Below are 23,726 nucleotides of genomic sequence, written 5' to 3'. Positions count from 1 at the left end.
CCCGGCGCTTTGTGTTCTTGAACAGGAACACTCTCAGGAGATTTAATGTCAGTAGCTACCCCCACGCGCGACGATTTCGCAGCCCTGCTCGAAGAGTCTTTCTCTTCCAATGACCTTGCCGAAGGCTATGTTGCCAAAGGTATCGTCACGGCGATCGAAAAGGATGTTGCAATCGTTGACGTCGGCCTCAAGGTCGAAGGCCGCGTTCCGCTGAAGGAATTCGGAGCGAAGTCCAAGGACGGCACTCTCAAGGTCGGCGACGAAGTCGAAGTTTACGTTGAGCGCATTGAAAACGCTCTGGGCGAAGCCGTTCTGTCGCGCGAGAAGGCTCGCCGCGAAGAGAGCTGGGTCAAGCTCGAAGCCAAGTTCGAAGCTGGCGAACGCGTCGAAGGCGTTATCTTCAACCAGGTCAAGGGTGGTTTCACCGTCGATCTGGATGGCGCTGTTGCGTTCCTTCCACGTTCGCAGGTCGACATTCGTCCGATCCGCGACGTTACACCGCTGATGCACAACCCGCAGCCGTTCGAAATCCTCAAGATGGACAAGCGTCGCGGCAACATCGTTGTATCGCGTCGTACGGTTCTCGAAGAGTCCCGCGCCGAGCAGCGTTCTGAAATCGTTCAGAACCTCGAAGAAGGCCAGGTTGTTGACGGCGTCGTCAAGAACATCACCGATTACGGTGCGTTCGTTGACCTCGGCGGCATCGACGGCCTGCTGCACGTCACTGATATGGCTTGGCGCCGCGTCAACCATCCTTCGGAAATCCTCAACATTGGCCAGTCGGTCAAGGTTCAGATCATCCGTATCAACCAGGAAACCCACCGCATCTCGCTCGGCATGAAGCAGCTCGAGTCGGATCCTTGGGATGGCATCTCTGCCAAGTACCCGGTTGGCAAGAAGATTTCCGGTACCGTTACGAACATCACGGACTACGGCGCATTCGTAGAGCTGGAGCCAGGCATCGAAGGTCTGATCCACATTTCCGAAATGTCCTGGACCAAGAAGAACGTACACCCCGGCAAGATCCTGTCCACGACACAGGACGTCGACGTTGTCGTTCTCGAAGTCGATCCTTCCAAGCGTCGTATTTCGCTGGGCCTCAAGCAGACCCTCGAAAACCCATGGCAGGCATTTGCGTTCAGCCATCCAGCCGGCACTGAAGTCGAAGGCGAAGTCAAGAACAAGACCGAATTCGGCCTGTTCATTGGTCTCGAAGGCGACGTTGACGGCATGGTTCACCTGTCCGACCTTGACTGGAACCGTCCAGGCGAGCAGGTCATCGAAGAATACAACAAGGGTGACACCGTTAAGGCTGTCGTTCTTGACGTTGACGTCGAAAAGGAACGCATCTCGCTCGGTATCAAGCAGCTCGGCAAGGATAATGTTGGCGAAGCAGCAACATCCGGCGAACTGCGCAAGAACGCTGTTGTTTCCGCTGAAGTTATCGGCGTGAACGAAGGCGGTATCGAAGTGAAGCTGGTTGCCCACGAAGACCTCACATCCTTCATCCGCCGCAACGACCTGGCACGCGATCGTGACGATCAGCGTCCTGAGCGTTTCTCGGTTGGTCAGGTTCTCGACGCCCGCGTCGTCAACTTCTCCAAGAAGGATCGCAAGGTCATGCTTTCGATCAAGGCTCTGGAAATCGCAGAAGAGAAGGAAGCTGTTGCTCAGTTCGGTTCGTCCGACAGCGGCGCTTCGCTCGGCGACATCCTTGGCGCGGCTCTCAAGAACCGCACTGAGTAATCGTCACTGCCTTTGAAATGAGAAACCCGCCGGAGCGATCCGGCGGGTTTTTTCGTGTCTGCGAAGGCGGTCGGCGCGAAATGAGGCTTGCTCAGGAAAAGCCGCTCATTCGCAGATAATAGGATTCGGCATTGCCCGCCGCGCCATCATCATTCGCACCTTCAGACACGGAATGGTCGATGATCTCGTCATTGGCGGCCGTGCGCTCTTCCTGGTCCGAACCCTGTTCGGTCTGTTCTCCGCTGTCTTCTTGTCCTTCTGAGCCGCCGTCGGAAGAAGGCCAGCGTCCGCGTGGCGGAGCGTCAGAGTCCGGCTCATCCTTGGCCGCCGGATAATTGACGAAGGGCAGGGGTATGCCTTCCTTGGTAATCAACGCTGCCACCGCCGAATGCAGGCTCGGCTGGTTTAAGATCGCATTTTCGGCGTCTCCAGCCGCTGCTGCTACCCTCTGTGCCGCCGCCATCTCCGGGCGGGCGGCGGAAAGCGTGGCCTCATCCTGCGCGGTTTCCGCCGGTTTTACATGCGGCGCCACCGGCACCGTTGCCAAATGAGGTTTCATTGCATGCTCTACATCCACATCGGGCTGTGGCGGAAGCAGGGCGGGCAGCGCAGCCGCCTCGGCGCGCTCCGGCAATTTGCCAAGAAGCGCGGTGAAAAGCAGGGCTTCCATATCTTTGACCGTTGCGCCGGTAAGCTGGTTGCCGATGGTTGGATTGGTGTCGTTGCCTTCCACCTGGTGAGGTGCGGTTGGGAGCATGCGCGATGGCACGGTCGCTTCCGGCAGGCCGGACTTGACCTCGGGTGCCCTAGCTTCCACGGGCTGGCTTTGATTCGTTATAGGCCGGTTCACGGGAAGCTCAACCAAATCGGTGTCGCTACTCTCCACCAATGTGGCACTGGTGACTGGTAAAGACGTCAGCGCAGTAGCCAAGCGGGTGAGCTGTTCTGCAACCGGGCTCTGAGCAAGCGGCTTTGCTGGCGCGGCAATGCCTGATGGTGACAGGGTCACGGCTGGCTTCGGCAGTGCCGGATCATCGGTTTCGACGGCTGGCGGTGCAGCCTGCTTTCCAAGCGTCTGGCCCTCGCTTTTATCCATCGGCAAAATGATTTCCGTGGTGTCCAGCTGCAGGCCGCTCGTCACCACGGGCATCGCAGACGGATTGCGCGCTGGCGTCGGCAAGGTCACTGCGCTTTGCGGCAACAGATCCTGCAAATAGGAGGAGACGGATATTTTTGCGCCCTTGGCGGCATTGCTGGAGCGGGCAAGCTCGAACATCACAGCCAGTCTCGCGGCCTCCGGCCCGGCGGAGTTTTTCAGAACATCGGCCAGCATGGAAAGGCTTATGCCGCGCAGAATGTTGCCCAGCTGCTTTTCCAGCCCGGCTTTCTGCTCCGCAGGCAGGGTCTGCATGGTTGCTACCAGCCGGTTTACATAGGCCTCGGCGGCTTCGCCATCCATGCGGGCAATGTTCATCAGCTTGCCCAGCGTTTCGGCCAGCACGCTGACATTCTGGGATAGGCGGAGTTCACCGGATACGGCGCGCACCGTCGCGCTGACTCCAGCGGTCGCGGCCTCCTGCTCGACCTGCGGGGGAGGGGTGACGGCTGCTGGCGTTTGCGTGTTGTCCGGACGCGAACCGGCGGTTTGAAATGAAACATCGACTGCGGAAACGGCACTGACAGGCGGCAGCATGGTGCGCTCCCTTCTTGTTGACAGGTGCGCGACGTGAAACGCCCACACATATCAGCTTGAATCGGCCTCTTTTGACAGATTGGCCTTTAGCGACGACACAGGTCTTATTCCCGTCCGCTCATGCGGCGCATTGCTCAACAGCTGCGCGGCTTTCGCAGCGCAGGCACATGAAAATCATCGAATCATCAAAGCAAGAATGAAGGTGAAAGATTAACGTTTCGCTAACCATGGCGTGTGCAGAGGCATCGCTCGCCGCATGAGGCGATCAGCTATGGGCGAAAATATCCGTGTCTTCCCAGCCCAGCAGGTCCAGTTTGGCGCGGGTGGGCAGAAAGGCAAAGCAGGCTTCCGCATGTTCGTAGCGCCCGTCGCGGATCAGCCGTGTCGTCAGCTTGTCACGCAACGCATGGAGATACAGCACGTCGGATGCGGCATATTCCAGCTGGGCGGGAGAGAGCTTTTCGGCGGCCCAATCGGAGGATTGTTGTGCCTTGGAAATATCCACCTCCAACATTTCCTTCAGATTGTCCTTCAGCCCGTGGCGATCAGTATAGGTCCGGCAAAGGCGCGAGGCGATCTTGGTGCAGAAAACCGGGGAAGAAGTCACGCCGAATGTGTGGAAAAGAACGGCAATATCGAACCGGCCATAATGGAAAATCTTCTGCCGCGCCGGGTCTTCCAACATGGAGATGAGATTTGGCGCTTCTTTCTGGCCTGCGGCAATGCGGATCACATCTGCGCTGCCATCGCCGGGCGAAAGCTGCACCACGCAGAGCCTGTCGCGACGCGGCACCAGTCCCAGCGTTTCCGTATCGATGGCGACGGCGCCCGTGTAGCGGGCTGCATCGGCTTTGGAAATATCGCCTTCGTGATAACGGATCGTCGCTGCCATCTTCATCTCCACTGCTGGATTGGGTCTGGGCCTAATAACCGAAACTGCGGGATCGCGATACCGTTTCATGGTGCTTTTCTGCGCGCAAGGCGGCCTTGCATCTCCTGGAAGCACCGGGTTAGGTTGTCTGGAGTTTTCTGTTTTAAAAAGTGCCTTATCCCCATGCCAGTCAAAATTTACCTCGCCGGGCCGGAAGTGTTTCTGCCGAATGCCCGTGAAATGCTCGATGCCAAGGCAGAGCTTGCCCGCGAAGCCGGGTTTACGCCCCTCTCGCCGGGCGATTTGCACATCCCGCCAGCAGATACGAAGATCGGCCATGGCTGCAACATCAATGCGGTGGATGAGCAGATGATGTTGGAGGCGGATGCCGTCATCGCCAACCTCACGCCCTTTCGTGGCATTGCTGCCGATACGGGCACGAGTTACGAACTCGGCTTCATGTGCGCTTTGGGCAAGCCGGTCTTTGCCTACACCAATGTCGCGGCCAATCATTTCAAGCGCATCATGGGCTATTACGGCAATGAGGCAACGCAGGACGAAACGGGGCGTTACCGAGGGGCCGACGGCCTTTCCATCGAAAACTTCGATATGGCGGATAACCTCATGCTGCATGGTGGCATTGTTCGCCGTGGCGGTGTCGTCGTTGTGGGCGACGCACCGGAAGATGCGCTTTACACCGACCTGACGGCCTTCAAAGAGTGCTTGCGGCAGGCAGCCGAAGCCCTTCTTAAAAAGACAGATTGATAGCGGAGAGATTCATATGAGCGGAACAATTCTCATCACTGGCGCCACGTCGGGCTTCGGTCAGGCAACGGCCAGACTGTTTGCAAAAGACGGCTGGAAAGTCATAGGCACGGGCCGCCGGGCAGATCGCCTCGCCAAGCTGGGCGAAGAACTCGGCTCGAACTTCCATGGCATGGTGTTCGATATTACCGATGAAGCCGCCATGGCGTCGGAGTTTGAGGTTTTGCCTGCCGAATTCAAGGATATCGACATACTGGTCAACAATGCCGGTCTGGCGCTTGGCACGGCTGCTGCGCCGCAGGTGCCACTCAAAGACTGGCACACCATGGTCAACACCAACATCACCGGCCTGCTGAACATTACCCATCATCTTCTGCCGGTCTTGATCGAGCGCCGCGGCATCGTTATCAACCTGTCTTCCGTCGCGGCCCATTGGCCTTATGCCGGTGGCAATGTCTATGCGGGCACGAAAGCGTTTTTGCGCCAGTTTTCTCTCGGCCTGCGATCGGACCTGCATGGCAAGGGCGTTCGCGTGACGTCCATCGAGCCGGGCATGTGCGAGACGGAGTTTACGGTCGTGCGCACCGGTGGCAATCAGGATGCGTCAGATACGCTTTACAAGGGCGTCAATCCGATTCTGCCTGACGATATCGCCAATACCATCCATTGGGTGGCCTCCCAGCCCAAGCACATCAACATCAACGCCATCGAATTGATGCCGGTCAATCAATCTTTTGCCGGTTTTCAGGTGCATAGAGACGTCTGATCACAGCGTATAAACGCGTATGTGATGAAAAACCGTGCAGGCCTTTTTGAGCTATGCAATAATGCATTGCTGCATTGCGAGACTTGCTCTGTTAAATTTCGTCAGCATCGCTATATTCAAATCATCGAAGCGACGCACTCCTCCTCCCAGCGTCGCAAGATGTGGATCGACAACACTCCTCCTCCCAGTTGTCGATCAAGTTTAAAGCCTGCCGCACCTCCTCCCGCGGCAGGCTTTTCCACTTTTAGACCCCCAAAATCCTGATGTTATTTGCGCTTGAATGATTAGAGCAGGCTGCGCCCGCCCGTCTCTCTTTCATTGCCTGAACGTCAGATTCGAATGCCGCGTGACGTCAGCATCGACTGAATATTCACCGCCGATCCCGTTTCAATAGACGCATTCGCCGCAATCCCCGTCAGAATGGACCATGCCCCGGAGATATGGTCGGAGGCGCGATTGTAGCGGTCCGGCTCCATCGTGTCGGGCGCGAAGATATAGCCGAGCATCACCGGGTCTGCGCCGCCATGGTTGCCCGTGGCTTTGGGAACCTCGATCATCCTCGGCTTTTGCCCTGCCAGATGCAGTTCCGTGGTAATCGCTTCTTCATCCGCATGGTCACGCACGCCGCCGAATACGCCGTGGACCTCGATGTGCTTGTGCACAATTTCGCCCTTGGTACCCTGAAAGCGGATTTCCAGCCCCTCCCAGGGGGAATAGGCCGTCAGCGTGTAATTGGCCGTCACACCGGATGCGTAGCGGATATGGGCCTGCATCGTGTCCTCAATGCCGATATCTTCATCGAAAACACAGCGGTCACGGAAATAGCCATCCTCGTCTTCAGCATCGAGATAAAGCGCGCGCAATTGCGGGTCGGCGGAAAGGTTCAGGCGGAAAGCACATCTTTCCGCCACGGGACAGTCCGCACAGCGCGGGCCGTGATCTTGCAGCCCCAGTTCCACCGCTGTTTCGGGGCGGTAGAAGGCGCGCTGACCGGAGGCGAAAACCTGCGTCGGCGCAGATGCCAGCCACCAGTTGAGAAGATCGAAATGGTGGGTGGATTTGTGCACCAGAAGCCCGCCGGAATTTTCCTTGTGTCTGTGCCAGCGTCGGAAGTAATCCGCGCCATGCACGCGGTCGAGATGCCAGCGAAAATCGACCGCTGTCACCCTGCCGATCACGCCGGACGTCAGCATTTCCTTGATCTGGGTGCGAGCAGGGGAGTAGCGATAGTTGAAGGTCACCATCACCTTGCGGCCCGTGCGGGCCTGCGCATCCACGATCTGCTTCAGCCGCGAAAGGTCGATGGTCAGCGGCTTTTCGCAGATCACATCGCAACCGGCCTCGAAAGCCCGCACGATATAATCGGAATGCAGAAAATCCGGCGTGGCCACGACAATCGTGTCCGGCTTCTGCTCGGCAATCAGCTGATCGAAATTTTCGGCAAGATAGGTCGGAACGCCATTGGTGCCCGGCTTGGAAATGGCATTCGCCGCCTCTCCCAGGCGATGCGCATTGCTGTCGCACAGAGCGACGATCTCATGTTTGTCCGCATAATCCTCGGTCACGGAATCGCGGAACATCTTGTGACGTGATCCGCACCCTACAATGGCGATTTTCACTTCTCTTCCCTTTATGTTGCATGTGGTTTCGGGGCTCCGCACACATTGGACACGCCGCCAGAAACTCAGGCGGATGCCGGCTTTCCGCGTTAGACGGAAAGCAATTGCGTGGAGGGGAGCCGAAAGCTGGAGCGCATATCGTACCTGCAAACTGATATTATCTAGACATTAAAGTCATATTATCATTTCAAGGCAAGCAGATTTCTGATGCTGCACCGCACTCTTTTTAGGGATTCCGCATAAGTTAGGGACAAAAGAAAAAGGCGACCTCAGAGGCCGCCTTTCTTTGATTGTAATGCGCAGGCTCTGATCAGGCCGTAACCGCAATCTCACGTCGTTCGCGGTCGGTCACGATCGAGAGATCGAGCACCTTCTGCAAATTCGCAGCGTGGCGGAAGTCAGGATCGGCTGTGCCGCCTTCCATCACCGCCTTGGCGAACTTCTGGTAGTTGGTTTCGACAGGCTCGACCTCGATGTCTCTCCAGATCGCCTTTTCTACATCCTCGCCCAGGCATCCGCGCAGCGTGGAATAGTCGGGCGTGTGGACGACTTCGACGGCACCCTTGTCGCCATGCAGGCGCAGGCGAAGTTCGTTCAGGTGCCCGGTCGCCCAGCGGCTGGCATGAATGACGCCCATCGCACCGTTTTCAAGTTCGGCGGTCATAGTGAAGCTGTCATTGGCGTCCAGATCATAGACGTCGATCCTGTTGCCTTCGTATTTGTCGAAGGTTTTCAGGCGGGTGAAGATGCGCTCCACATCGCTTGCCGCGCCGTAGGAGGCGAAGTCGAGAATGTGAATGCCAACGTCACCCAGCACGCCGTTGGAGCCATGCTTGGTGGAGAGACGCCACAGCCACTTGCTCTCCGTCATCCAGTCGCCCCAGGCCTTGGAGACCAGCCAGCTCTGGAGATAGGAGGCTTCCAGATGCCGCAACTTGCCAATCTTGCCGTCCAGAACCATCTGTCGCGCCGCCTGTAGGGGTGCCACGTTGCGATAGGTCAGGTTGACCATGGCCACCAGTCCGGCTTTTTCTGCCGCATCGGCCATTTCGGCTGCCTTGGCATAGCTTTCAGCCAGTGGCTTTTCGCAAAACACATGCTTGCCAGCCGCCAGCAGCTTAAGGCTGGTCGGGTGGTGGATGGCATCAGGTGTTACGTTGGCAACCGCGTCGAATTCACCCCAGGCAATCGCTTCATCCAGCGAGGTGAAGGTCAGCGGAATATTGTGACGTGCCGCAAAAGCGCGCACGATGACATCGTCCACATCCACCGCCGCCACCAGTTCGACGCCGGAAATCTGGGAGAAATGCATGGCATGGTTATTGGCCATGCCGCCCGTTCCAAGAATAAGAAGTTTCATGATCGATTACCTGTAACCTGCTTCGCCGGCAGAATGCAGCTTGGGGCCGCGCTCTTCGATTTTCTCCGGTGCCTTGTCGACCGACACATTCGGCGCTTCGTGAATGCTCTTCAGCGAGCCCGCCGGATTATAGGCCCACTTCACGGAATTGCTGATGACCTTCTGCACATTGGCATCGTGATAGGTCGGGTATGTCTCGTGACCCGGGCGGAAATAGAAGATGTTACCGGCACCGCGACGCCATGTCAGGCCGGAGCGGAACACCTCACCACCCTGGAACCAGGAGATGAAGACGGTTTCCAGCGGCTCCGGCACGGAGAACTGCTCGCCATACATTTCCTCGTTTTCGAGTTCGAAATGCTCCGGCAGACCAGCTGTAATCGGGTGGCGGGGATTGATGTTCCACAAACGCTCGCGCTCGCCCGCCTCACGCCATTTCAGCGCGCAGGGTGTTCCCATCAGACGTTTGAACGGCTTGGAGAAGTGGCCGGAATGCAGAACGATCAGGCCCATGCCTTCCCAGACGCGCTTGGCAACGCGCTCGACGATCTCGTCCTGAACCGCGCCATGGTCCTTATGGCCCCACCAGACCAGCACGTCCGTGTTGTCGAGCCTTTCCTGCGAAAGCCCGTGTTCCGGCTCCTGCAGGGTTGCGGTGGTGGCATTGATCTCGAGTGTCTGGTTCAGCGCATCGGCAATCGTGTTGTGCATGCCGTTGGGGTAGATCGAGCGAACCGTCTCATTGATGTGTTCGTGGATGTTTTCGCCCCAGACGACGGTATTGATAGTCATGGTCATGCTCCTTGGTGGACCGGCGCGTTGAGAGGACTGCCGGTGAAGAGGGTCTCGATGGGTTCAGGCGGCGCGCGTTTGTGCTTTGGGCAGTGCGTTACCCTGCGCGTCGAAGCGGTGAATATGTTCAGGCAGCGGTGAAAGCGTCAGCTTCTGGCCGGGCTGGCGGGCGGAAACGCCTTCTTCGCGCACCACCACCGGTTCGTCGGTGCCCATATCCACATAGATAAAGCTGTCCGAGCCCAGCATTTCCGAATGCACAATGTCACCCGTCCAGCCACCGGCATCGGATGCCGCGGTGATGTGTTCGGGCCTGATGCCAACGGTGTGGGCACCATAGGCTTCAGCGAGCTTGCCGGTGAGGAAATTCATCTTCGGCGAGCCGATGAAGCCCGCAACGAAGGTGTTGACGGGTGTTTCGTAAAGCTCAAGCGGTGTGCCGACCTGTTCGACACGGCCATCACGCAACACACAAATTCTGTCCGCTAGCGTCATGGCCTCCACCTGATCATGAGTAACATAGATCATTGTTGTGTCAGGCATACTGCGGTTCAATTTGGCTATTTCGAGACGGGTTGCCACACGCAGCGCCGCATCGAGGTTGGACAGCGGCTCATCGAACAGAAACACCTTCGGATCGCGCACAATGGCACGACCGATGGCGACGCGCTGGCGCTGCCCGCCCGAAAGCTGCTTCGGCAGACGCTCGAGATAAGGCGTCAGCTGCAGCATCTCCGCTGCCGCTTCAACACGTTTGCGTCGCTCGTCTTTGGTCGATCCGGCCAGCTTCAATCCGAAGGCCATGTTCTCGAAAACGGTCATGTGCGGATATAGCGCGTAGGACTGGAACACCATGGCAACACCGCGCTGGGCAGGTGCAAGCCGGTTGACGACATCACCGGCAAAGGAAAGCTCGCCGCCGGAGATTTCTTCTAGGCCGCAAATGAGCCGCAGCAGCGTGGACTTGCCGCAACCGGACGGGCCGACGAAGACCATGAATTCGCCGGAGCGGATATCCATGTCGATGCCCTTGATGACGTCGAAAGCGCCGAAGGATTTGCGAATATTGCGCAATTGTATGCTGGTCATGAATGGGTCTCCTAACCTTTGACGCCACCGGCCGTCAGGCCGGAAATGATGCGCCGCTGGAAGATCAGAACGAGGATGACGAGAGGGACGGTGACGATGACGGAAGCCGCCATGATCGTTCCCCATGGAATTTCAAATTGCGAACTGCCAGACAGAAGCGCGATGGCGACAGGCACCGTGCGCTGCTCGTTGGACGAGGTGAATGTCAGGGCAAACAGGAACTCGTTCCATGCGGCAATGAAGGCCAGCAATCCGGTGGTCACCAGCGCAGGCCACATCAAAGGCAGGAAGACCTGCATGATGATGACCCAGGGCGAAGCTCCATCGACGATGGCCGCTTCTTCTATTTCGACCGGAAGATCCCGCATGAAAGTCGTCAGAACCCAAACCGTAAAGGGCAGGGTGAAGATCATGTAGGAAAAGATCAGCGCAAGCGGCGTGTTGAAGACACCGGCCCAGCGGATGAGCTCAAACAGACCCGCAAGCACCGCAATCTGGGGAAACATCGAAACCGACAGAATTGTCAGCAGCAGAAGCGAACGGCCTCTGAAGCGCACTCGCGCCAGCGCATAAGCGGCTGTCACGGCCAGGAACAGCGACAAGGCGACGACACACGTCGCAACCATGAGCGAATTGCCGAGATTACGCAGGAAGCTGTCATTGCCCAGCACGTCGCTGTAATTGCTGAACGAAATATTCGTCGGCAGATAGTTGATTTCGAACAGCGCCGTTCCGGTTTTGAAGCTCGTCAGGATCGCGTAATAAAACGGAAATACCGCAACGATGACGATGATCGCAACCAGCGCATAAAACGCCGTGTTCTTGATGAGGCTGGAAGCTGTCATCGTGCTCCTCCATCGGTGTTAACCCGGCCAAGCCACATATAGATGATGGTGATGGACGCGATGATGAGGAACAGCATGGTCGATGCCGCTGCGCCATAAGCGAACTTGTCGAAGTCGAACAGGTTTTCACGCGCCAGCACAGACATGGTGCGGGTCTGGGAGTTGTTCGGCGTCAGAATGTAGATGAGGTCGAAGACGCGCATGGCATCCAGCATGCGGAAAATCACCGCAACCATCAGCGCAGGCCGGATCATCGGAAGCGTCACGCGCCAGAAGACCTTGATGGGGTGAATGCCATCCACCTTGGCGGCCTCATACATATCCTTCGGCACCATCTGCAGACCGGCCAGAATGAGCAGCGCCATAAAGGGTGTCGTCTTCCATACATCCACGATCAGCACTGCCGTCATCGCTGTCTCGGGATTGGCGGTCCAGGCGATCTTTTGGGAGATAAGGCCGAGATTGAGCATCATGTCATTGAGAATGCCGAACTGGTCGTTCAGCATCCACGCCCACATGCGCGCCGACACGATGGTGGGAATGGCCCAGGGGATGAGAATGGCGGCACGCACAAGGCCGCGTCCCTTGAATTCTGCATTCAGAACCAGCGCGACGATCAGGCCGAGCACGGTTTCGACGGAGACCGAAATCAGCGTGAATTTCAGCGTGTTCCACACCGCACCCCACCAGGCGGGGTCGGCCAGAAGTCCACGATAAACCGTACGGCCGCTGCTCAGCGTAATCCAGGAGAGATAGTTTTTCAGGCCGACGAATTGCGCATCGGAAAGGCTGGTCAGCGATGCATCGGTCAGGCTGAACCAGACCGTTCTCATCAAAGGCCAACCGGCAACCAGCGCCAGGGTTAAAAATGTCGGGGCAAGAAACAGCCATGCGGAACGCAGACGTTCCGATTGTAGATCGGAGCCCGTCATTGCTGCTGCCGCAGGCCGGTCAGAGGCGATTTTGGTCATGAGGAATTCCCACCGTTTTTAACAGAGGTCAGGCGGGCGGTGACGACCGCCTGACGTGTAAAGCCGTGTTACCAGCTGTTACCCTTGAGATCGGTGAGCTCGACTTCGAGAAGTTCGAGGTTCTCGGCAGCGGTGCCGGTGCCGGATAGCGTGTTGTGAACCGCACCCCAGAACTTGGCGGAAACCTCGTTATATTTCACCTTGGTTGCCGCAGATGGGCGCGGCACGGCGGTTTCGAAAATAGGCTTCCACAGCGGCATGAAAGGCTGCGCGGCTGCAACATCCTTGTCGTCATAGAGAGAAGCGATGGTGGGCATGTTGGAAAGCTCGACGGCCCGCTTCTTCTGGGTTTCCTCGGAGCCGAGGAATTTCACCAGCGCAATGGCTGCTTCCTGGTTCTTGGAATATTTGGAAACCGCAGCGTTCCAGCCGCCCAGAGTGGAGGCTGCCGCTTCGCCTTCCGTTCCCGCTGGCAAAGGCACGACGCCGAACTTGCCCTTGATGGAGCTGTCGCCGCCATTGCCCAGCGCATAGACATAGGTCCAGTTGCGCATGAACACGGAATTGCCGGTCTGCCAGACGCCGCGTGCTTCCTCTTCCTTATAGGCAAGTGCGCCCGGTGGAGAAATCGTACCGATCCAGCTTTTCGCCGTTTCAAGGGCAGCTGCGGCTTTCTCATTGTTGATGCTGATGTCGCCATTGGTCTCGACAATGTGGCCGCCGCCAGCAGATGCGATCCATTCCAGCGCGTTGCAGGTCAGGCCTTCATAGGCGCTGCCCTGAAACACGAAGCCCCACATGTCCTTCTGGCCAGCTTCACGCTCCTTGTCCTGAACGTCCTTGGCGGTCTCTGCCAGTTCCTTCCAGGTCTTGGGCGGCTGCTTGCCGTATTTTTCCAGCAAATCCTTGCGGTAGAACAGCGCAGGAGCATCCGTATACATCGGCATGGCAACCAGCTTGCCATCCACCGTCTGTGACGCGATGACGGATGGGAAGTGCTTGGCAACGACGTCCTTGGCGGCCTCGGTCAAATCCACGAACTGCTCGGCCAGCTGCGGTGCCCACACAACGTCGGTCTGGTAGACATCGACATCGGTGTTACCGGCGGCCAGCCAAAGGCGGTATTGGCTGAACTGCTCGCTGGATGATGGTGGCATCGTCACAAGCTTGACCTTGTGGCCGGTCTGCTTTTCGAATTCCACCAGCTGCTCGCGGATAAAATTCAGGTTCTTGCCCGTCGAATTCGCAGCCATCGAAATCTCGGCTGCCTGCGCGGCAAAGCCTGTGGACAGCACGCTGCCGCACAGGAACAAAACTTTCATAGAAACATTCATCGTCAAAACTCCTCCATGCCGTTTTTCAACCATCCTCTAAATTGAAAACGCTTTCGACTTCGCAAAGCTGACAAATTCGTGACGCGGTGTCAATGGGTCTCGATTTTAGAGGTTTCGCCGCGACTTAACGGCGAATAGCTCTTAAAGTTTCCCCCCTGTTTTCGAAATATGGCGTGAGTGATTTCCGTGTATTGAAATCGATTTCAAATTTTGACGCTTGAAACTAAACGCTGTTGGCCGCATTCAAGGGAAAACGGCGGGGCTCATGAAACTCAAGGAATTTGCGGAAAAGGTCGGGTTATCACCCACAACGGTCAGCCGTGCGCTGGGCGGATACCCAGAGGTGCGCCCGGAAACGCGTGAGCGCGTCATGGAGGCTGCCCGCAAATTCGGCTACAGGCCCAACGCCAATGCCGTGCGGCTGGTCACCGGTCGGGCAGGCGCCATCGGCGTCGTCATGGGCCGCAGCGGCGGCGGGCATTTCTTTTCGGAATTCATGGGCGGCATGGCCAGCCGTCTGGAGGGTGAAGATACCGACATCGTCGTCAGCGTCACCACCGATAATGATCTGGGTGAAGAGCTGCGCATCTTCAGCCGTTTGGCCGAGAGTGGTCGGGTAGATGGCATCATCATCCACTCACCGCGCCCCGATGATGAACGCATTGCGCTTCTGCACAAGCTGGGCGTTCCCTTCATCGTCCACGGTCGCTCCAGTTCAAAGCTTGAACATGCCTGGCTGGATATCGACAACCACTCCGTCACCTACCTCTCCACCACCCATCTGCTGGAGCGTGGCCATCGCAAGATCGCCTTCATCAACGGTCCCAACGGCAGAACCTTCGTGATCGACCGTGAAAATGGCTATCGGGACGCGCTGGCCACCATGAATGTGGACTATGATTCGCGGATGGTCCTGGCTGCTCCCTTCAGCGAAGAGACCGCCTTCCAGTTTGCCCGCTCGCTTCTCGAAAAAGCATCGCGTCCAACCGCATTTGTGGCGGGCGCCATGATGACGGCACAGGGCGTTTATCGCGCGGCAAGCCAGTTGGGCCTCACCATCGGCAAGGATGTTTCCGTCATCGCCCATGATGACGTGTTCCCTTACCTGACGCCGGAAAGCATGCTGCCATCGCTCTCGACCACCCGTTCTCCCCAGAGAATGGCGGGCGAAAGGGTCACGGATTTGCTGTTGCAGATCATCGCCGGGCGGGCTGTCAGCGAGTGTCAGGAGCTTTGGCCTGTCGATCTGGTTCTGCGCCAATCCTCCGGCCCGGCAAGCTGATATTTTATTAACGAACCACCGTAACGGATTGTCAAAAAACCGTGTTGTATTATTGTTTTAATACATATCGGTTGTTGGGCTATGACGGAGGGAACACAGTCGGCAACTGATGCGTTAAGACGTTCGAATGGGAGGAAGCCATGTTCGATTTTTTGAAAACAGCACCGAATTCTGTCGTCGATGAAGACGAAACCGGCACCTATGCGGACGCGCTTCTGCAAATGCCCGACATGCAGGTTAACCGCGTCATCGCACGCGAACATGGCCACGAAGCCCATCTGCGCGATTATGGTGATCAGCGCGAAATTGCGCGCAGCTCGCTTGGCTTCGCCTGAACCTCATTTGGAACCGTGAAGGTATCCACACGTTTACCCGTCGAGAGTTGCGAGGCGGGCAGCACCAAGTTTGAATGGACCGATATCGGCAAACGCAAGTGGACCGGTTGGCAATTTCAGACAGGGCGTTGCCCGCCAAATTCATGACAGGACATGCCGATGACTGTGATCCCCGTAGAACCCGTACCAAACCCGGTGCCGCCGCCATCCATCCCGCCTCAGCCAGATGTTCCGCCCGTCAAGGAACCCGAGCCCGATGGCCTGCCGGACGATCTCCCACTTCCCAATCCAGACGAAAATGACGATGTCCCGCGCGTGCTTTAGCGCGCATCGAAGCGGCTAGACGGCAAACCGGTGGACGGGCACACCCGCCACTGGCGCGTCCATGGCAATAACAGTTCCCACCGCATTATCGGTGGTCAAACTCGTCACATATAGCGTTTTGAGATCGGCACCACCGAAACACGGCATTGTCGGTCCCTTGAAGGGCAGGGCGTAGACCTCAACCATATCTCCATCAGGCGAAAACCGGTTGATTCGCCCGCCGCCAACGCCCGCACTCCAGTAAAATCCCTCGCTGTCCGTCGCTGCGCCATCCGGCCTGCCTTCATCATGTGCAAAATCGTGCAGGCGTTGCGCTGGCCCGATTGCGCCCGTTTTCGGATCGAAATCGAAAACCTGAAGCAGCAGGCCGCTGCTGTCGGAATGAAACATGCGCCGCCCATCGGGGCTCCAGGCCAGCCCGTTCGATGTCAGCATGTTGCCATCGATCAAGCATTCAAAACTGCCATCCGGTGCAACCCGGTACAGGCGGGCATTGCCTGTCTGCGGCACGGCTTCATCGCGCGTGCCAACCCAAAAATGTCCGTCCGGCCCGACTTTCCCGTCGTTGAGCCTGCTATCCGCGCGGCCATTATCGGGATCGCACAGGCGTTCCAGCTTTCCCGTCGCGGGATTGAGCAGATGCACACCTGTTTGCAGCCCAACGGCCACGACATCACTTTCACAAAGGCCCAGACAGCCCACGGGTGCAGGCATGTCGAACCGATCCAGCGTTCCGCTCTGCCGCAGCCGAAACACGGCGGGAGCCAGAATATCGACAAACCAAAGGTCACCGGTCCGGTCGTCCCATACGGGCGATTCGCCCACGCGCAGCGGCACATCGATCATCTGGCGAAAGGCTGGTTCGATTATCCGCGGTGCGGTCATTACCCTGTCTCCAGTGCCTTTGTTCGGTGGGTGATAAGCGGAGGTTGTCGTTGTCTCAGCCGCCCACGCCCTGAAACATTCGGGCTCGCGCTTTTAATATGTGGTTTTTCATCGCGTCATAAGCGTCCTGCTCCCGGCGCGCGAAAATGGCATTGACGATTGCGCTGTGCTCATTCTCCACATCGCGCACATGCTGCGGTGTGCGCTTGAGGCTGAGGCTACGCGTCACCGATTGGCCGATGGAAAAATGCGGTCTGAACCAGGTGCGCACAGTGATGTGAAACTGGTTCTGGCTGGCAATCGCGATGGCTTCGTGCAAGGCGAAATCTTCATCTGCGCCCAGATCGCCGCGCTCCAGACAGCGTTCCAGCGCTAGGATAGCCTGCTCGATCCGTGTTCTGTCAGACGCCTGCCAGTTGCGCGCCGCAAGCTCCGCCGCTGCTGCTTCCAGCCCGGCGCGGAACTCGAAAAACCGCTGCACATCGGCCAGCGAACCTACAGGAATTTGTTGAAGTACCGACGAGTCCGGCTGTTGCCGCACATAGGAACCGGAGCCCTTTCGAGAAACGATCAGATCGTCGTTGCGCAACCGCTCCAGCGCCTCGCGTACGACAGGGCGGGATGCGCCAAACAGTGTCGCAAGGCTCTGCTCCGAGGGCAGTCGCTCGTTTACCGGAAAGCGCCCGTCGGAAATCATGCCGACGATTTTCTCGTAAATGATATCGCTGAAGCGCGTTTCGCTTCGTGCGGGCGTCGCTGTAGCCAGATTGTCCATCAGCGCCCCTTTTGTTGCAAACCGCTGAGTTTGTTGCGTCTTTTCGCTGCGTATGGCCATGGAAGAAACATTGCGAGGCGGGAATGATGAGGCCCGAACCAGCCGCGGAAGGATGGTGAACCTGAGTATTTTGCTTATATCGCATCTCTTTCCTACCGCCTTGCCGGCCGCGTATTTCCGCTCTTCAATAAAAAATCTGTAAAAATCTGTCAATACTTGTAATCATCTGAAAACGCTCATATGGTTTGCCTGCCGGTGGAGGATCGGTGCGCTGGCTGGCCGGGAGGGCCGTTGTGGCGGGGTGGGAGCCCTGTCGCTGCCGGGGAGATTTTGGGAGGATTATTTATGAGCGATGCTGATGCGTTTTCGCTGGGCGTAACGCGCCGTGGCTTTATGGCCGGAGTAGGGGGCGTTGCGGCCCTGTCCCTCATCGGAACCTCGGCCATAGCCGCCGGGGGCAAGGAAGCGCCGGATTTGGCCGCCTTGGTCAAGGACGGCAAGCTGCCGCCGCTGGCAGACCGGTTGCCGAAAAATCCAATGGTGGTCACACCGCACGAAAAAATCGGCACCTATGGCGGCACGCTGCGTCGCGGCCTGCGCGGCTCTTCGGACCATAACGGCATTCTGCGTATGGTCGGCAACCAGGGTCTGGTCCGCTGGAACATGGACTTCACCGAAGTTCTGCCGAACCTCGCAGAAAAATGGGAAGTCAGCGACGACGCGTCGCAGTTCACATTCCATCTTATCCAAGGTGCCAAGTGGTCTGACGGCCATCCCTTCACCGCAGATGACGTCGTCTTCGCCATTGAGGACTGCATCAAGAACAAGGAGCTTTACAGCTCTGCACCTGCGCAATTGTCCGTCGCGGGCAAAGCGGTCAATGTTGAAAAAGTCGATGATTTCACGGTGAAATTCACCTTCGCCGCGCCGAACGCTCTTTATCTTGAAAACCTCGCGACACCGCTCGGCCAGCATCCGACGATGTTCGCCAAGCACTATTGCAGCAAGTTCCTGCCAAAATACAACACGGCGCTGGACGCCGATGTGAAGGCAGCGGGCGTTTCCAGCTGGACCGAATTGTTCCGCGCCAAATGCGGCGATATCGAAATTCCATCGCGCTGGTCGAATGTCGACAAGCCAACGCTCGATCCTTGGGTCGTCAAGGAGCCATATTCCGGCGGCGCGACCCGTGTGGTCATGACCCGCAATCCATACTTCTGGCAGGTCGATACCGAAGGCAACCAGCTGCCTTATATCGATGAAATCAATTTCGGCATTTCGCAGGATGTGGAATCGCTGATGCTGAACGTGATCTCCGGCAAGATCGATATTCAGGAGCGCCATATCAGCGTTCTCGCCAACAAGCCGACCCTGTCGCAAAACATGAAAAAGGGCGATTATCGCCTGCTGACGCTGGTGCCATCTGCCGCGCAGCAGTGCCAGATCTACCTCAACATCACCCACAAAGACCCGGCGATGCGCAAGATGTTCGCCGACAAATCCTTCCGTCAGGCGTTGTCCATCGGCCTCAACCGGCAGGAAATCATCGACATCGTCTATTTCGGCCAGAGCGAAGGCTATCAGGCCGGGCCACGCCCGACCCATCCGTGGTACCACGAAAAGCTGGCCCGCCAGAACACGGAATACGATGCGGATAAAGCCAACGAACTGCTCGACAAGGCCGGTTATGACAAGAAGAACGACAACGGCATACGCCTGCGTCCAGATGGCCAGCCAGTCTTCTTCTCCATCGATGTTATTCCGACACTTTACCCCGATCTGGTGGACTCGCTGGAACTGGTGAAGGCCCAGTGGGCGCAGATCGGCGTCGATATCAAGGTCAACACCATTGAGCGCGCACTCTACTACACACGCGGCGATGACAATGCGCATGATGCAGCGGTGTGGCCCGGCCCCGGCGGTCTCGACCCGATGCTCGATCCGCGTGACTTCTTCGCTTTCCACCCACAGGGCTCGCGTTATGCCATTCCTTGGGCGCTCTGGTACACGTCCAATGGCCAGAAGGGTGAAGAGCCGCCGGAGAGCCAGAAGCAGCGCTTCAAGCTGTTCGATGAAGCGCGTTCGACAGCCGATCTTGCCAAGCGTGGCGACAAAATGAAGCAGATATTCGATATCGCCGCAGACGAGTTCGAGACCATCGGTCTTTGCCTCGCCGTCGGTGGCTTCGGCATCATCCGCAACAATCTGCGCAACGTGCCGGAAACGGAACCGGACAGCTGGACATGGCCGAACCCCGGTCCGGCGCTGCCGCAGCAGTTCACCTTCACAAGCTAACAACGTCACTTTGGCGTCGCCGTCTCACGGCGGCGACGCTTTCAGTCTGTGTCGACCGCCCGCAATCCGTCGTTCAGTGACGGCTGGCGTGCGCGGTAAAATGTGATTGCGAGAGCGACATGCTGATTTTTATCGTCAAACGCCTGCTGTGGATGATCCCGTCCCTGTTTGCCGTCAGTTTTCTGGCCTTCGTCCTCATCCAGTTGCCACCGGGCGACTATGTGACGACCTACATCGCCACGCTGGCCGCCTCCAACGAAGTCATCGACCACAATACCGCAGCGCAATTGCGTGAACGTTTCGGCCTCGATGACCCGATGATCATTCAATATCTGAAATGGATATGGGGCATCATCAGCCGCGGCGATTTCGGTATCTCCTTCGAGTGGCAGCAGCCGGTGTCGGGCCTCATCTGGGAACGCATGGCGCTGACGCTGGTTCTGGCTGTCGCAAGCCTTCTGGCAACATGGGCCATCGCCCTTCCCATCGGCGTTTTCTCCGCCGTCCGTAAATACTCGGTTGGCGACTATCTCTTCACGGCTTTTTCCTTCTTCGGCCTTTCGGTGCCGTCATTCCTGCTCGCGCTGGTGCTGATGTATATCGCAGCGGTCGAGTTCGGGGCAGATGTCGGCGGTCTGTTTTCGCCGGAATATGAAACCGCGTCTTGGAGCATCGCCAAGATGGTCGATCTCATGGCGCATATCTGGCTGCCGGTCGCCATTCTCGCCATCTCCTCCACCGCCAGCCTTATCCGCGTCATGCGCGCCAATATGCTGGATGAGCTGCCGAAACCCTATGTCACCACGGCACGCGCCAAGGGCCTGTCTGAATTTCGCCTGCTGACGAAATATCCTCTGCGCATTGCGCTCAACCCCTTCATTTCCACCATCGCATGGCTATTGCCCAACCTCATTTCGGGCTCGGTCGTCGTTGCCATCGTGCTCAACCTGCCCACTGCCGCACCGCTGCTTTTGCAGTCGCTGATGGCGCAGGACATGTATCTCGCCGGGGCCTTCGTGCTCCTGATCTGCGCATTGACGCTGATCGGATCGCTCATCAGCGACATTCTGCTGGCGCTGGTCGATCCCCGCATCCGTCTCGAATAGGAGGGCGTCATGAGTGACATTGCCATCACCACCGCTGTCCGCCCGGACCGTGCCGCCGTCGCCTCGCAATGGCAGCTCATCTGGTGGGCGTTTAAGCGCCACCGGCTGGCCATGGCCGCGCTGTTCATCACCATTGCCATGTATATCGTGGCGCTCGTGCCGGGCTTCTTTGCCATCAACGATCCCGTTCTGCAAAATGCCCGTGCCACCTTCTATCCGCCGCAACGGGTTCATCTCATCGATACGACAGATGGCTTCTCCGTTGGTCTGCACTACTATCCGCTGAAGCTGACGCGTAATCCAGAAACGCTGGCCGCCGTCTTCGTCGAAGACACTGGCAAGAAAATCCCGATCCAGCTGTTCGGTCGCGGTTACGAATATTCGGTCCTTGGCCTGTTCAACACCAACATCCATCTTCTGGCCTCGACCGATAAGACCCGCCCGCTCTTCCTCTTCGGGGCAGATCGTCTCGGGCGCGATGTCTTCAGCCGCGTCGTGCAGGGGTCGCAGATTTCGCTGTCCATCGGTCTCGTCGGTGTGTTCTTCTCGCTCCTGCTTGGCGTCGTCTTGGGTGGCATCTCCGGTTATTATGGTGGCCGCATCGATTTCGTCATGCAGCGCGTCATCGATTTCGTGCTGTCGCTGCCCACCATCCCCATCTGGCTGGCCATGGCCGCCGCACTGCCGCAGGGCTGGCCCGCCACGCTTCAATATATGATGATCACCATCATCCTGTCGCTCACCGGCTGGGCGCAGCTTGCCCGCGTGGTGCGTGGCCGTTTCCTGTCACTCAGAACCGAGGAATTCGTGGCTGCCGCGCGTCTGGATGGCGTGCCGGAAGGCCGCATCATCTTCCGTCACATGCTGCCCAGCTTCTCCAGCCACATCATCGCTTCGGTCACTCTGGCCGTTCCGGCCATGATCCTTGCCGAGACATCGCTGTCCTTCCTCGGCCTTGGCCTGCAACCACCCACCATTTCATGGGGCGTGCTGTTGCGCGAAGCCCAGAATATTCGCTCCATCGCAACCGCACCTTGGCTGTTCCTGCCCGGCGTCGCTGTTGTCGTCGCCGTCATGGCGCTCAACCTGCTCGGCGACGGTCTGCGTGATGCAGCCGATCCCTACAACAAGTGAGGCCACAGATGAGCGATATTCTCTCCATAAAGCCCGCAAAGCCGCTCCTCGAAGTCCGCAATCTCGTCACGGAATTTCCAGTCCGCAATGGCGTATTCCGTGCCGTCAACGACCTGTCCTTCTCGATTGATCCGGGCAAAACCTTGTGCGTGGTGGGCGAAAGCGGGTCGGGCAAATCCGTCACCGCCCGCTCCATCCTCCAGATCATCGACAGCCCCGGCCACATCGCGTCCGGCTCCATCATTCTCAACCGTGCGAATGGAACGACGCTCGATCTGGCAAAGCTTGATCCACGCAGCCGCGCCATTCGTTCGGTGCGCGGTGCCGACATCTCGATGATTTTCCAGGAGCCGATGTCCTCGCTATCGCCGGTGCATACCGTGGGTGATCAGATTACCGAAGTGCTGCGTCTGCATCTTAAAATGAGCAAGGCGCAGGCGAGGGCTGAAGCCATCGAACTGCTGCGGCAGGTGGAAATTCCCAACCCGGAAACCGCGCTGGACAAATACGCCTTCCAATATTCCGGCGGCATGCGCCAGCGCGCCATGATTGCCATGGCGTTGGCCTGCAAACCGCAACTGCTGATCGCGGATGAGCCAACGACAGCGTTGGACGTGACGACACAGGCCGAAATCCTCGATCTGATTGCCCGTTTGCAAAAAGCGCATGGTATGGCCGTGCTGTTCATCACTCACGACATGGGCGTTGTGGCGCAGATTGCCGATGACGTGCTGGTCATGCACCACGGCGTTGCCAAGGAATATGGCACGGTCGAGCAAATCTTCCACAGCCCACAAGACCCTTACACCCGCATGCTGATCGGCTCCGTTCTGAAGCTCGAACAGAAGGCCGAGATACGGCTCGCCCGCCCGCCGCTTGATCTCACCGCCGCTCCCATTCTTGAGGTCAAAAACCTGTCCATGCACTTTGGCGAGATGAAAGCGCTGGACGGTGTCTCCATCAAGCTCCTGCCGGGCGAAACACTGGGCATCGTTGGCGAAAGCGGCTCCGGCAAGACCACCATGGGCCGCTCCATCATGCGGCTTTACGACCCGACCGGCGGCGAGATGCTCTATCGTAAGGTGGATGGTACGGTCGTCGATCTGGCAAAGATCGAAGGTGCTGAACTCAAAGCCGCCCGGCGCGAATTGCGCATGGTGTTTCAGGACCCGTTCGGCTCGCTCAATCCGCGGATGACGGTGGCACAGGTCATCGGGGAACCGCTGCTGGTCAATGGTATCGCCAAGGGTAAGGAGCTGGATGAGCGCGTATGCGCGCTGATGGATCAGGTGGGACTGGACCCTGCCGGGCGTGAACGCTACCCGCACGCCTTTTCCGGCGGCCAACGTCAGCGCATCGGCATTGCCCGCGCCATTACGCTCAAACCGCGCATCATCGTCGCGGACGAAGCCACCTCTGCGCTCGACGTATCCGTCCGCTTCCAGGTGCTGGATTTGCTGATGCGGCTACAGGACGAGCTTGGCCTCGCCTACATCTTCATCAGCCATGATATCGGTGTCATCAGGTACATGTGCGACCGCGTGGGCGTCATGTATCGCGGCAAGCTGGTGGAAGTGGGCGATGCGGAGAAAGTCTGCAACGCGCCGGATCACCCCTATACGCAGGCGCTTCTCTCCGCCATTCCGCGCCCTGATCCGCTTGACCGCGATCGTACCCGCCGTTTCCGTTACATCGAACCGACCATCTCCAAGACCGAAAGCAAGGCTGGATGACACGGC

General features: G+C 58.0%; 21 protein-coding genes. 10 read left to right on the top strand and 11 right to left on the bottom strand.

Annotated features, from left to right (window positions below; genetic code table 11):
• Positions 1 to 45: 45 nt before the first annotated feature.
• Positions 46 to 1,746, top strand: a complete 1,701-nt coding sequence (gene rpsA, locus ABUK73_RS07585) for a 30S ribosomal protein S1 (protein ID WP_113088387.1) — start codon at positions 46 to 48, stop codon at positions 1,744 to 1,746.
• 91 nt (positions 1,747 to 1,837) lie between these two features.
• On the opposite strand, the gene ABUK73_RS07580 is transcribed toward rpsA, so the two are convergent.
• Positions 1,838 to 3,439, bottom strand: a complete 1,602-nt coding sequence (locus tag ABUK73_RS07580; RefSeq protein ID WP_353576741.1) for a hypothetical protein — start codon at positions 3,437 to 3,439, stop codon at positions 1,838 to 1,840.
• 265 nt (positions 3,440 to 3,704) lie between these two features.
• Positions 3,705 to 4,331: a ribonuclease D gene (locus ABUK73_RS07575; RefSeq protein WP_353576740.1), complete on the bottom strand. Its 627-nt coding sequence runs from the start codon at positions 4,329 to 4,331 to the stop codon at positions 3,705 to 3,707.
• Between the two features lie 162 nt (positions 4,332 to 4,493).
• Here ABUK73_RS07575 and ABUK73_RS07570 point away from each other — a divergent pair, with 162 nt between their 5' ends.
• Both ABUK73_RS07570 and ABUK73_RS07565 read left to right on the top strand, forming a co-directional pair.
• Positions 4,494 to 5,075 (top strand): nucleoside 2-deoxyribosyltransferase, encoded by a 582-nt coding sequence (locus tag ABUK73_RS07570; RefSeq protein ID WP_353576739.1) that lies wholly within the window; start codon positions 4,494 to 4,496, stop codon positions 5,073 to 5,075.
• Positions 5,076 to 5,091: 16 nt separating this feature from the next.
• Complete coding sequence (locus tag ABUK73_RS07565) at positions 5,092 to 5,841, top strand: SDR family NAD(P)-dependent oxidoreductase (protein WP_353576738.1); 750 nt, start codon at positions 5,092 to 5,094, stop codon at positions 5,839 to 5,841.
• A 329-nt stretch (positions 5,842 to 6,170) separates the two neighbouring features.
• Here the strand turns inward: ABUK73_RS07565 and ABUK73_RS07560 are convergent, their stop codons facing one another.
• The 7 genes from ABUK73_RS07560 to ABUK73_RS07530 all read right to left on the bottom strand — a co-directional run bounded on the left by ABUK73_RS07560 (position 6,171) and on the right by ABUK73_RS07530 (position 13,851).
• The gene (locus ABUK73_RS07560) at positions 6,171 to 7,460 is read right to left on the bottom strand and encodes a Gfo/Idh/MocA family protein (protein ID WP_353576737.1); all 1,290 of its coding nucleotides are present in this window, start codon (positions 7,458 to 7,460) and stop codon (positions 6,171 to 6,173) included.
• Between the two features lie 310 nt (positions 7,461 to 7,770).
• A complete protein-coding gene (locus ABUK73_RS07555) occupies positions 7,771 to 8,820 on the bottom strand; it encodes a Gfo/Idh/MocA family protein (protein WP_113088393.1) in 1,050 nt (349 codons plus the stop codon).
• A 6-nt stretch (positions 8,821 to 8,826) separates the two neighbouring features.
• Positions 8,827 to 9,612, bottom strand: a complete 786-nt coding sequence (locus ABUK73_RS07550; protein WP_353576736.1) for a ThuA domain-containing protein — start codon at positions 9,610 to 9,612, stop codon at positions 8,827 to 8,829.
• A 63-nt stretch (positions 9,613 to 9,675) separates the two neighbouring features.
• On the bottom strand, positions 9,676 to 10,701 hold the full coding sequence (locus ABUK73_RS07545; RefSeq protein ID WP_353576735.1) for an ABC transporter ATP-binding protein: 1,026 nt from the start codon (positions 10,699 to 10,701) through the stop codon (positions 9,676 to 9,678).
• A gap of 11 nt (positions 10,702 to 10,712) precedes the next feature.
• On the bottom strand, positions 10,713 to 11,546 hold the full coding sequence (locus tag ABUK73_RS07540) for a carbohydrate ABC transporter permease (RefSeq protein ID WP_353576734.1): 834 nt from the start codon (positions 11,544 to 11,546) through the stop codon (positions 10,713 to 10,715).
• Entirely contained in the window at positions 11,543 to 12,517 is a 975-nt protein-coding gene (locus ABUK73_RS07535) for a carbohydrate ABC transporter permease (protein WP_113088397.1), read from the bottom strand. The genes ABUK73_RS07540 and ABUK73_RS07535 overlap by 4 nt, the downstream gene beginning before the upstream one ends.
• 68 nt (positions 12,518 to 12,585) lie before the next feature.
• On the bottom strand, positions 12,586 to 13,851 hold the full coding sequence (locus ABUK73_RS07530) for an ABC transporter substrate-binding protein (RefSeq protein WP_113088398.1): 1,266 nt from the start codon (positions 13,849 to 13,851) through the stop codon (positions 12,586 to 12,588).
• Positions 13,852 to 14,116: 265 nt separating this feature from the next.
• On the opposite strand from ABUK73_RS07530, the gene ABUK73_RS07525 reads away from it, so the two are divergent.
• The 3 genes from ABUK73_RS07525 to ABUK73_RS07515 all read left to right on the top strand — a co-directional run bounded on the left by ABUK73_RS07525 (position 14,117) and on the right by ABUK73_RS07515 (position 15,792).
• The gene (locus ABUK73_RS07525; protein WP_353576733.1) at positions 14,117 to 15,133 is read left to right on the top strand and encodes a substrate-binding domain-containing protein; all 1,017 of its coding nucleotides are present in this window, start codon (positions 14,117 to 14,119) and stop codon (positions 15,131 to 15,133) included.
• A 140-nt stretch (positions 15,134 to 15,273) separates the two neighbouring features.
• Positions 15,274 to 15,468 carry a hypothetical protein gene (locus ABUK73_RS07520; protein WP_113088400.1) on the top strand — a complete coding sequence of 65 codons (195 nt, stop codon included), beginning with the start codon at positions 15,274 to 15,276 and terminating at the stop codon, positions 15,466 to 15,468.
• 159 nt (positions 15,469 to 15,627) lie between these two features.
• Positions 15,628 to 15,792 carry a hypothetical protein gene (locus tag ABUK73_RS07515; protein WP_353576732.1) on the top strand — a complete coding sequence of 55 codons (165 nt, stop codon included), beginning with the start codon at positions 15,628 to 15,630 and terminating at the stop codon, positions 15,790 to 15,792.
• A gap of 15 nt (positions 15,793 to 15,807) precedes the next feature.
• On the opposite strand, the gene ABUK73_RS07510 is transcribed toward ABUK73_RS07515, so the two are convergent.
• Positions 15,808 to 16,677: an SMP-30/gluconolactonase/LRE family protein gene (locus ABUK73_RS07510; RefSeq protein ID WP_353576731.1), complete on the bottom strand. Its 870-nt coding sequence runs from the start codon at positions 16,675 to 16,677 to the stop codon at positions 15,808 to 15,810.
• 55 nt (positions 16,678 to 16,732) lie between these two features.
• The gene (locus tag ABUK73_RS07505) at positions 16,733 to 17,452 is read right to left on the bottom strand and encodes a FadR/GntR family transcriptional regulator (protein WP_353576730.1); all 720 of its coding nucleotides are present in this window, start codon (positions 17,450 to 17,452) and stop codon (positions 16,733 to 16,735) included.
• A gap of 345 nt (positions 17,453 to 17,797) precedes the next feature.
• On the opposite strand from ABUK73_RS07505, the gene ABUK73_RS07500 reads away from it, so the two are divergent.
• The 4 genes from ABUK73_RS07500 (at position 17,798) to ABUK73_RS07485 (ending at position 23,720) form a co-directional block, all read left to right on the top strand.
• Positions 17,798 to 19,747, top strand: a complete 1,950-nt coding sequence (locus ABUK73_RS07500) for an ABC transporter substrate-binding protein (protein ID WP_353576729.1) — start codon at positions 17,798 to 17,800, stop codon at positions 19,745 to 19,747.
• Positions 19,748 to 19,866: 119 nt separating this feature from the next.
• Positions 19,867 to 20,853: an ABC transporter permease gene (locus tag ABUK73_RS07495; RefSeq protein ID WP_353576728.1), complete on the top strand. Its 987-nt coding sequence runs from the start codon at positions 19,867 to 19,869 to the stop codon at positions 20,851 to 20,853.
• A gap of 9 nt (positions 20,854 to 20,862) precedes the next feature.
• Positions 20,863 to 21,987 (top strand): ABC transporter permease, encoded by a 1,125-nt coding sequence (locus ABUK73_RS07490; RefSeq protein WP_353576727.1) that lies wholly within the window; start codon positions 20,863 to 20,865, stop codon positions 21,985 to 21,987.
• 8 nt (positions 21,988 to 21,995) lie between these two features.
• Positions 21,996 to 23,720, top strand: coding sequence for an ABC transporter ATP-binding protein (locus ABUK73_RS07485; protein ID WP_353576726.1), 1,725 nt, complete (start codon positions 21,996 to 21,998; stop codon positions 23,718 to 23,720).
• Positions 23,721 to 23,726 lie beyond the last annotated feature (6 nt).

Source organism: Agrobacterium vacciniicorymbosi, from assembly GCF_040427045.1.
Classification (GTDB): Bacteria; Pseudomonadota; Alphaproteobacteria; order Rhizobiales; family Rhizobiaceae; genus Agrobacterium.
The sequence above is the reverse complement of the archived record's forward strand: the minus strand, read 5'-3'. Positions and strand labels throughout refer to the sequence as shown.

What these genes read in the sequence shown, in the direction of transcription:
- rpsA (WP_113088387.1), top strand. Translation starts at nt 46, where the DNA reads ATGTCAGTAGCTACCCCCACGCGCGACGATTTCGCAGCCCTGCTCGAA.
- ABUK73_RS07580 (WP_353576741.1), bottom strand. Translation starts at nt 3,439, where the DNA reads ATGCTGCCGCCTGTCAGTGCCGTTTCCGCAGTCGATGTTTCATTTCAA.
- ABUK73_RS07575 (WP_353576740.1), bottom strand. Translation starts at nt 4,331, where the DNA reads ATGGCAGCGACGATCCGTTATCACGAAGGCGATATTTCCAAAGCCGAT.
- ABUK73_RS07570 (WP_353576739.1), top strand. Translation starts at nt 4,494, where the DNA reads ATGCCAGTCAAAATTTACCTCGCCGGGCCGGAAGTGTTTCTGCCGAAT.
- ABUK73_RS07565 (WP_353576738.1), top strand. Translation starts at nt 5,092, where the DNA reads ATGAGCGGAACAATTCTCATCACTGGCGCCACGTCGGGCTTCGGTCAG.
- ABUK73_RS07555 (WP_113088393.1), bottom strand. Translation starts at nt 8,820, where the DNA reads ATGAAACTTCTTATTCTTGGAACGGGCGGCATGGCCAATAACCATGCC.
- ABUK73_RS07550 (WP_353576736.1), bottom strand. Translation starts at nt 9,612, where the DNA reads ATGACTATCAATACCGTCGTCTGGGGCGAAAACATCCACGAACACATC.
- ABUK73_RS07545 (WP_353576735.1), bottom strand. Translation starts at nt 10,701, where the DNA reads ATGACCAGCATACAATTGCGCAATATTCGCAAATCCTTCGGCGCTTTC.
- ABUK73_RS07540 (WP_353576734.1), bottom strand. Translation starts at nt 11,546, where the DNA reads ATGACAGCTTCCAGCCTCATCAAGAACACGGCGTTTTATGCGCTGGTT.
- ABUK73_RS07535 (WP_113088397.1), bottom strand. Translation starts at nt 12,517, where the DNA reads ATGACCAAAATCGCCTCTGACCGGCCTGCGGCAGCAGCAATGACGGGC.
- ABUK73_RS07530 (WP_113088398.1), bottom strand. Translation starts at nt 13,851, where the DNA reads ATGAATGTTTCTATGAAAGTTTTGTTCCTGTGCGGCAGCGTGCTGTCC.
- ABUK73_RS07525 (WP_353576733.1), top strand. Translation starts at nt 14,117, where the DNA reads ATGAAACTCAAGGAATTTGCGGAAAAGGTCGGGTTATCACCCACAACG.
- ABUK73_RS07520 (WP_113088400.1), top strand. Translation starts at nt 15,274, where the DNA reads ATGTTCGATTTTTTGAAAACAGCACCGAATTCTGTCGTCGATGAAGAC.
- ABUK73_RS07515 (WP_353576732.1), top strand. Translation starts at nt 15,628, where the DNA reads ATGACTGTGATCCCCGTAGAACCCGTACCAAACCCGGTGCCGCCGCCA.
- ABUK73_RS07510 (WP_353576731.1), bottom strand. Translation starts at nt 16,677, where the DNA reads ATGACCGCACCGCGGATAATCGAACCAGCCTTTCGCCAGATGATCGAT.
- ABUK73_RS07505 (WP_353576730.1), bottom strand. Translation starts at nt 17,452, where the DNA reads ATGGACAATCTGGCTACAGCGACGCCCGCACGAAGCGAAACGCGCTTC.
- ABUK73_RS07500 (WP_353576729.1), top strand. Translation starts at nt 17,798, where the DNA reads ATGAGCGATGCTGATGCGTTTTCGCTGGGCGTAACGCGCCGTGGCTTT.
- ABUK73_RS07495 (WP_353576728.1), top strand. Translation starts at nt 19,867, where the DNA reads ATGCTGATTTTTATCGTCAAACGCCTGCTGTGGATGATCCCGTCCCTG.
- ABUK73_RS07490 (WP_353576727.1), top strand. Translation starts at nt 20,863, where the DNA reads ATGAGTGACATTGCCATCACCACCGCTGTCCGCCCGGACCGTGCCGCC.
- ABUK73_RS07485 (WP_353576726.1), top strand. Translation starts at nt 21,996, where the DNA reads ATGAGCGATATTCTCTCCATAAAGCCCGCAAAGCCGCTCCTCGAAGTC.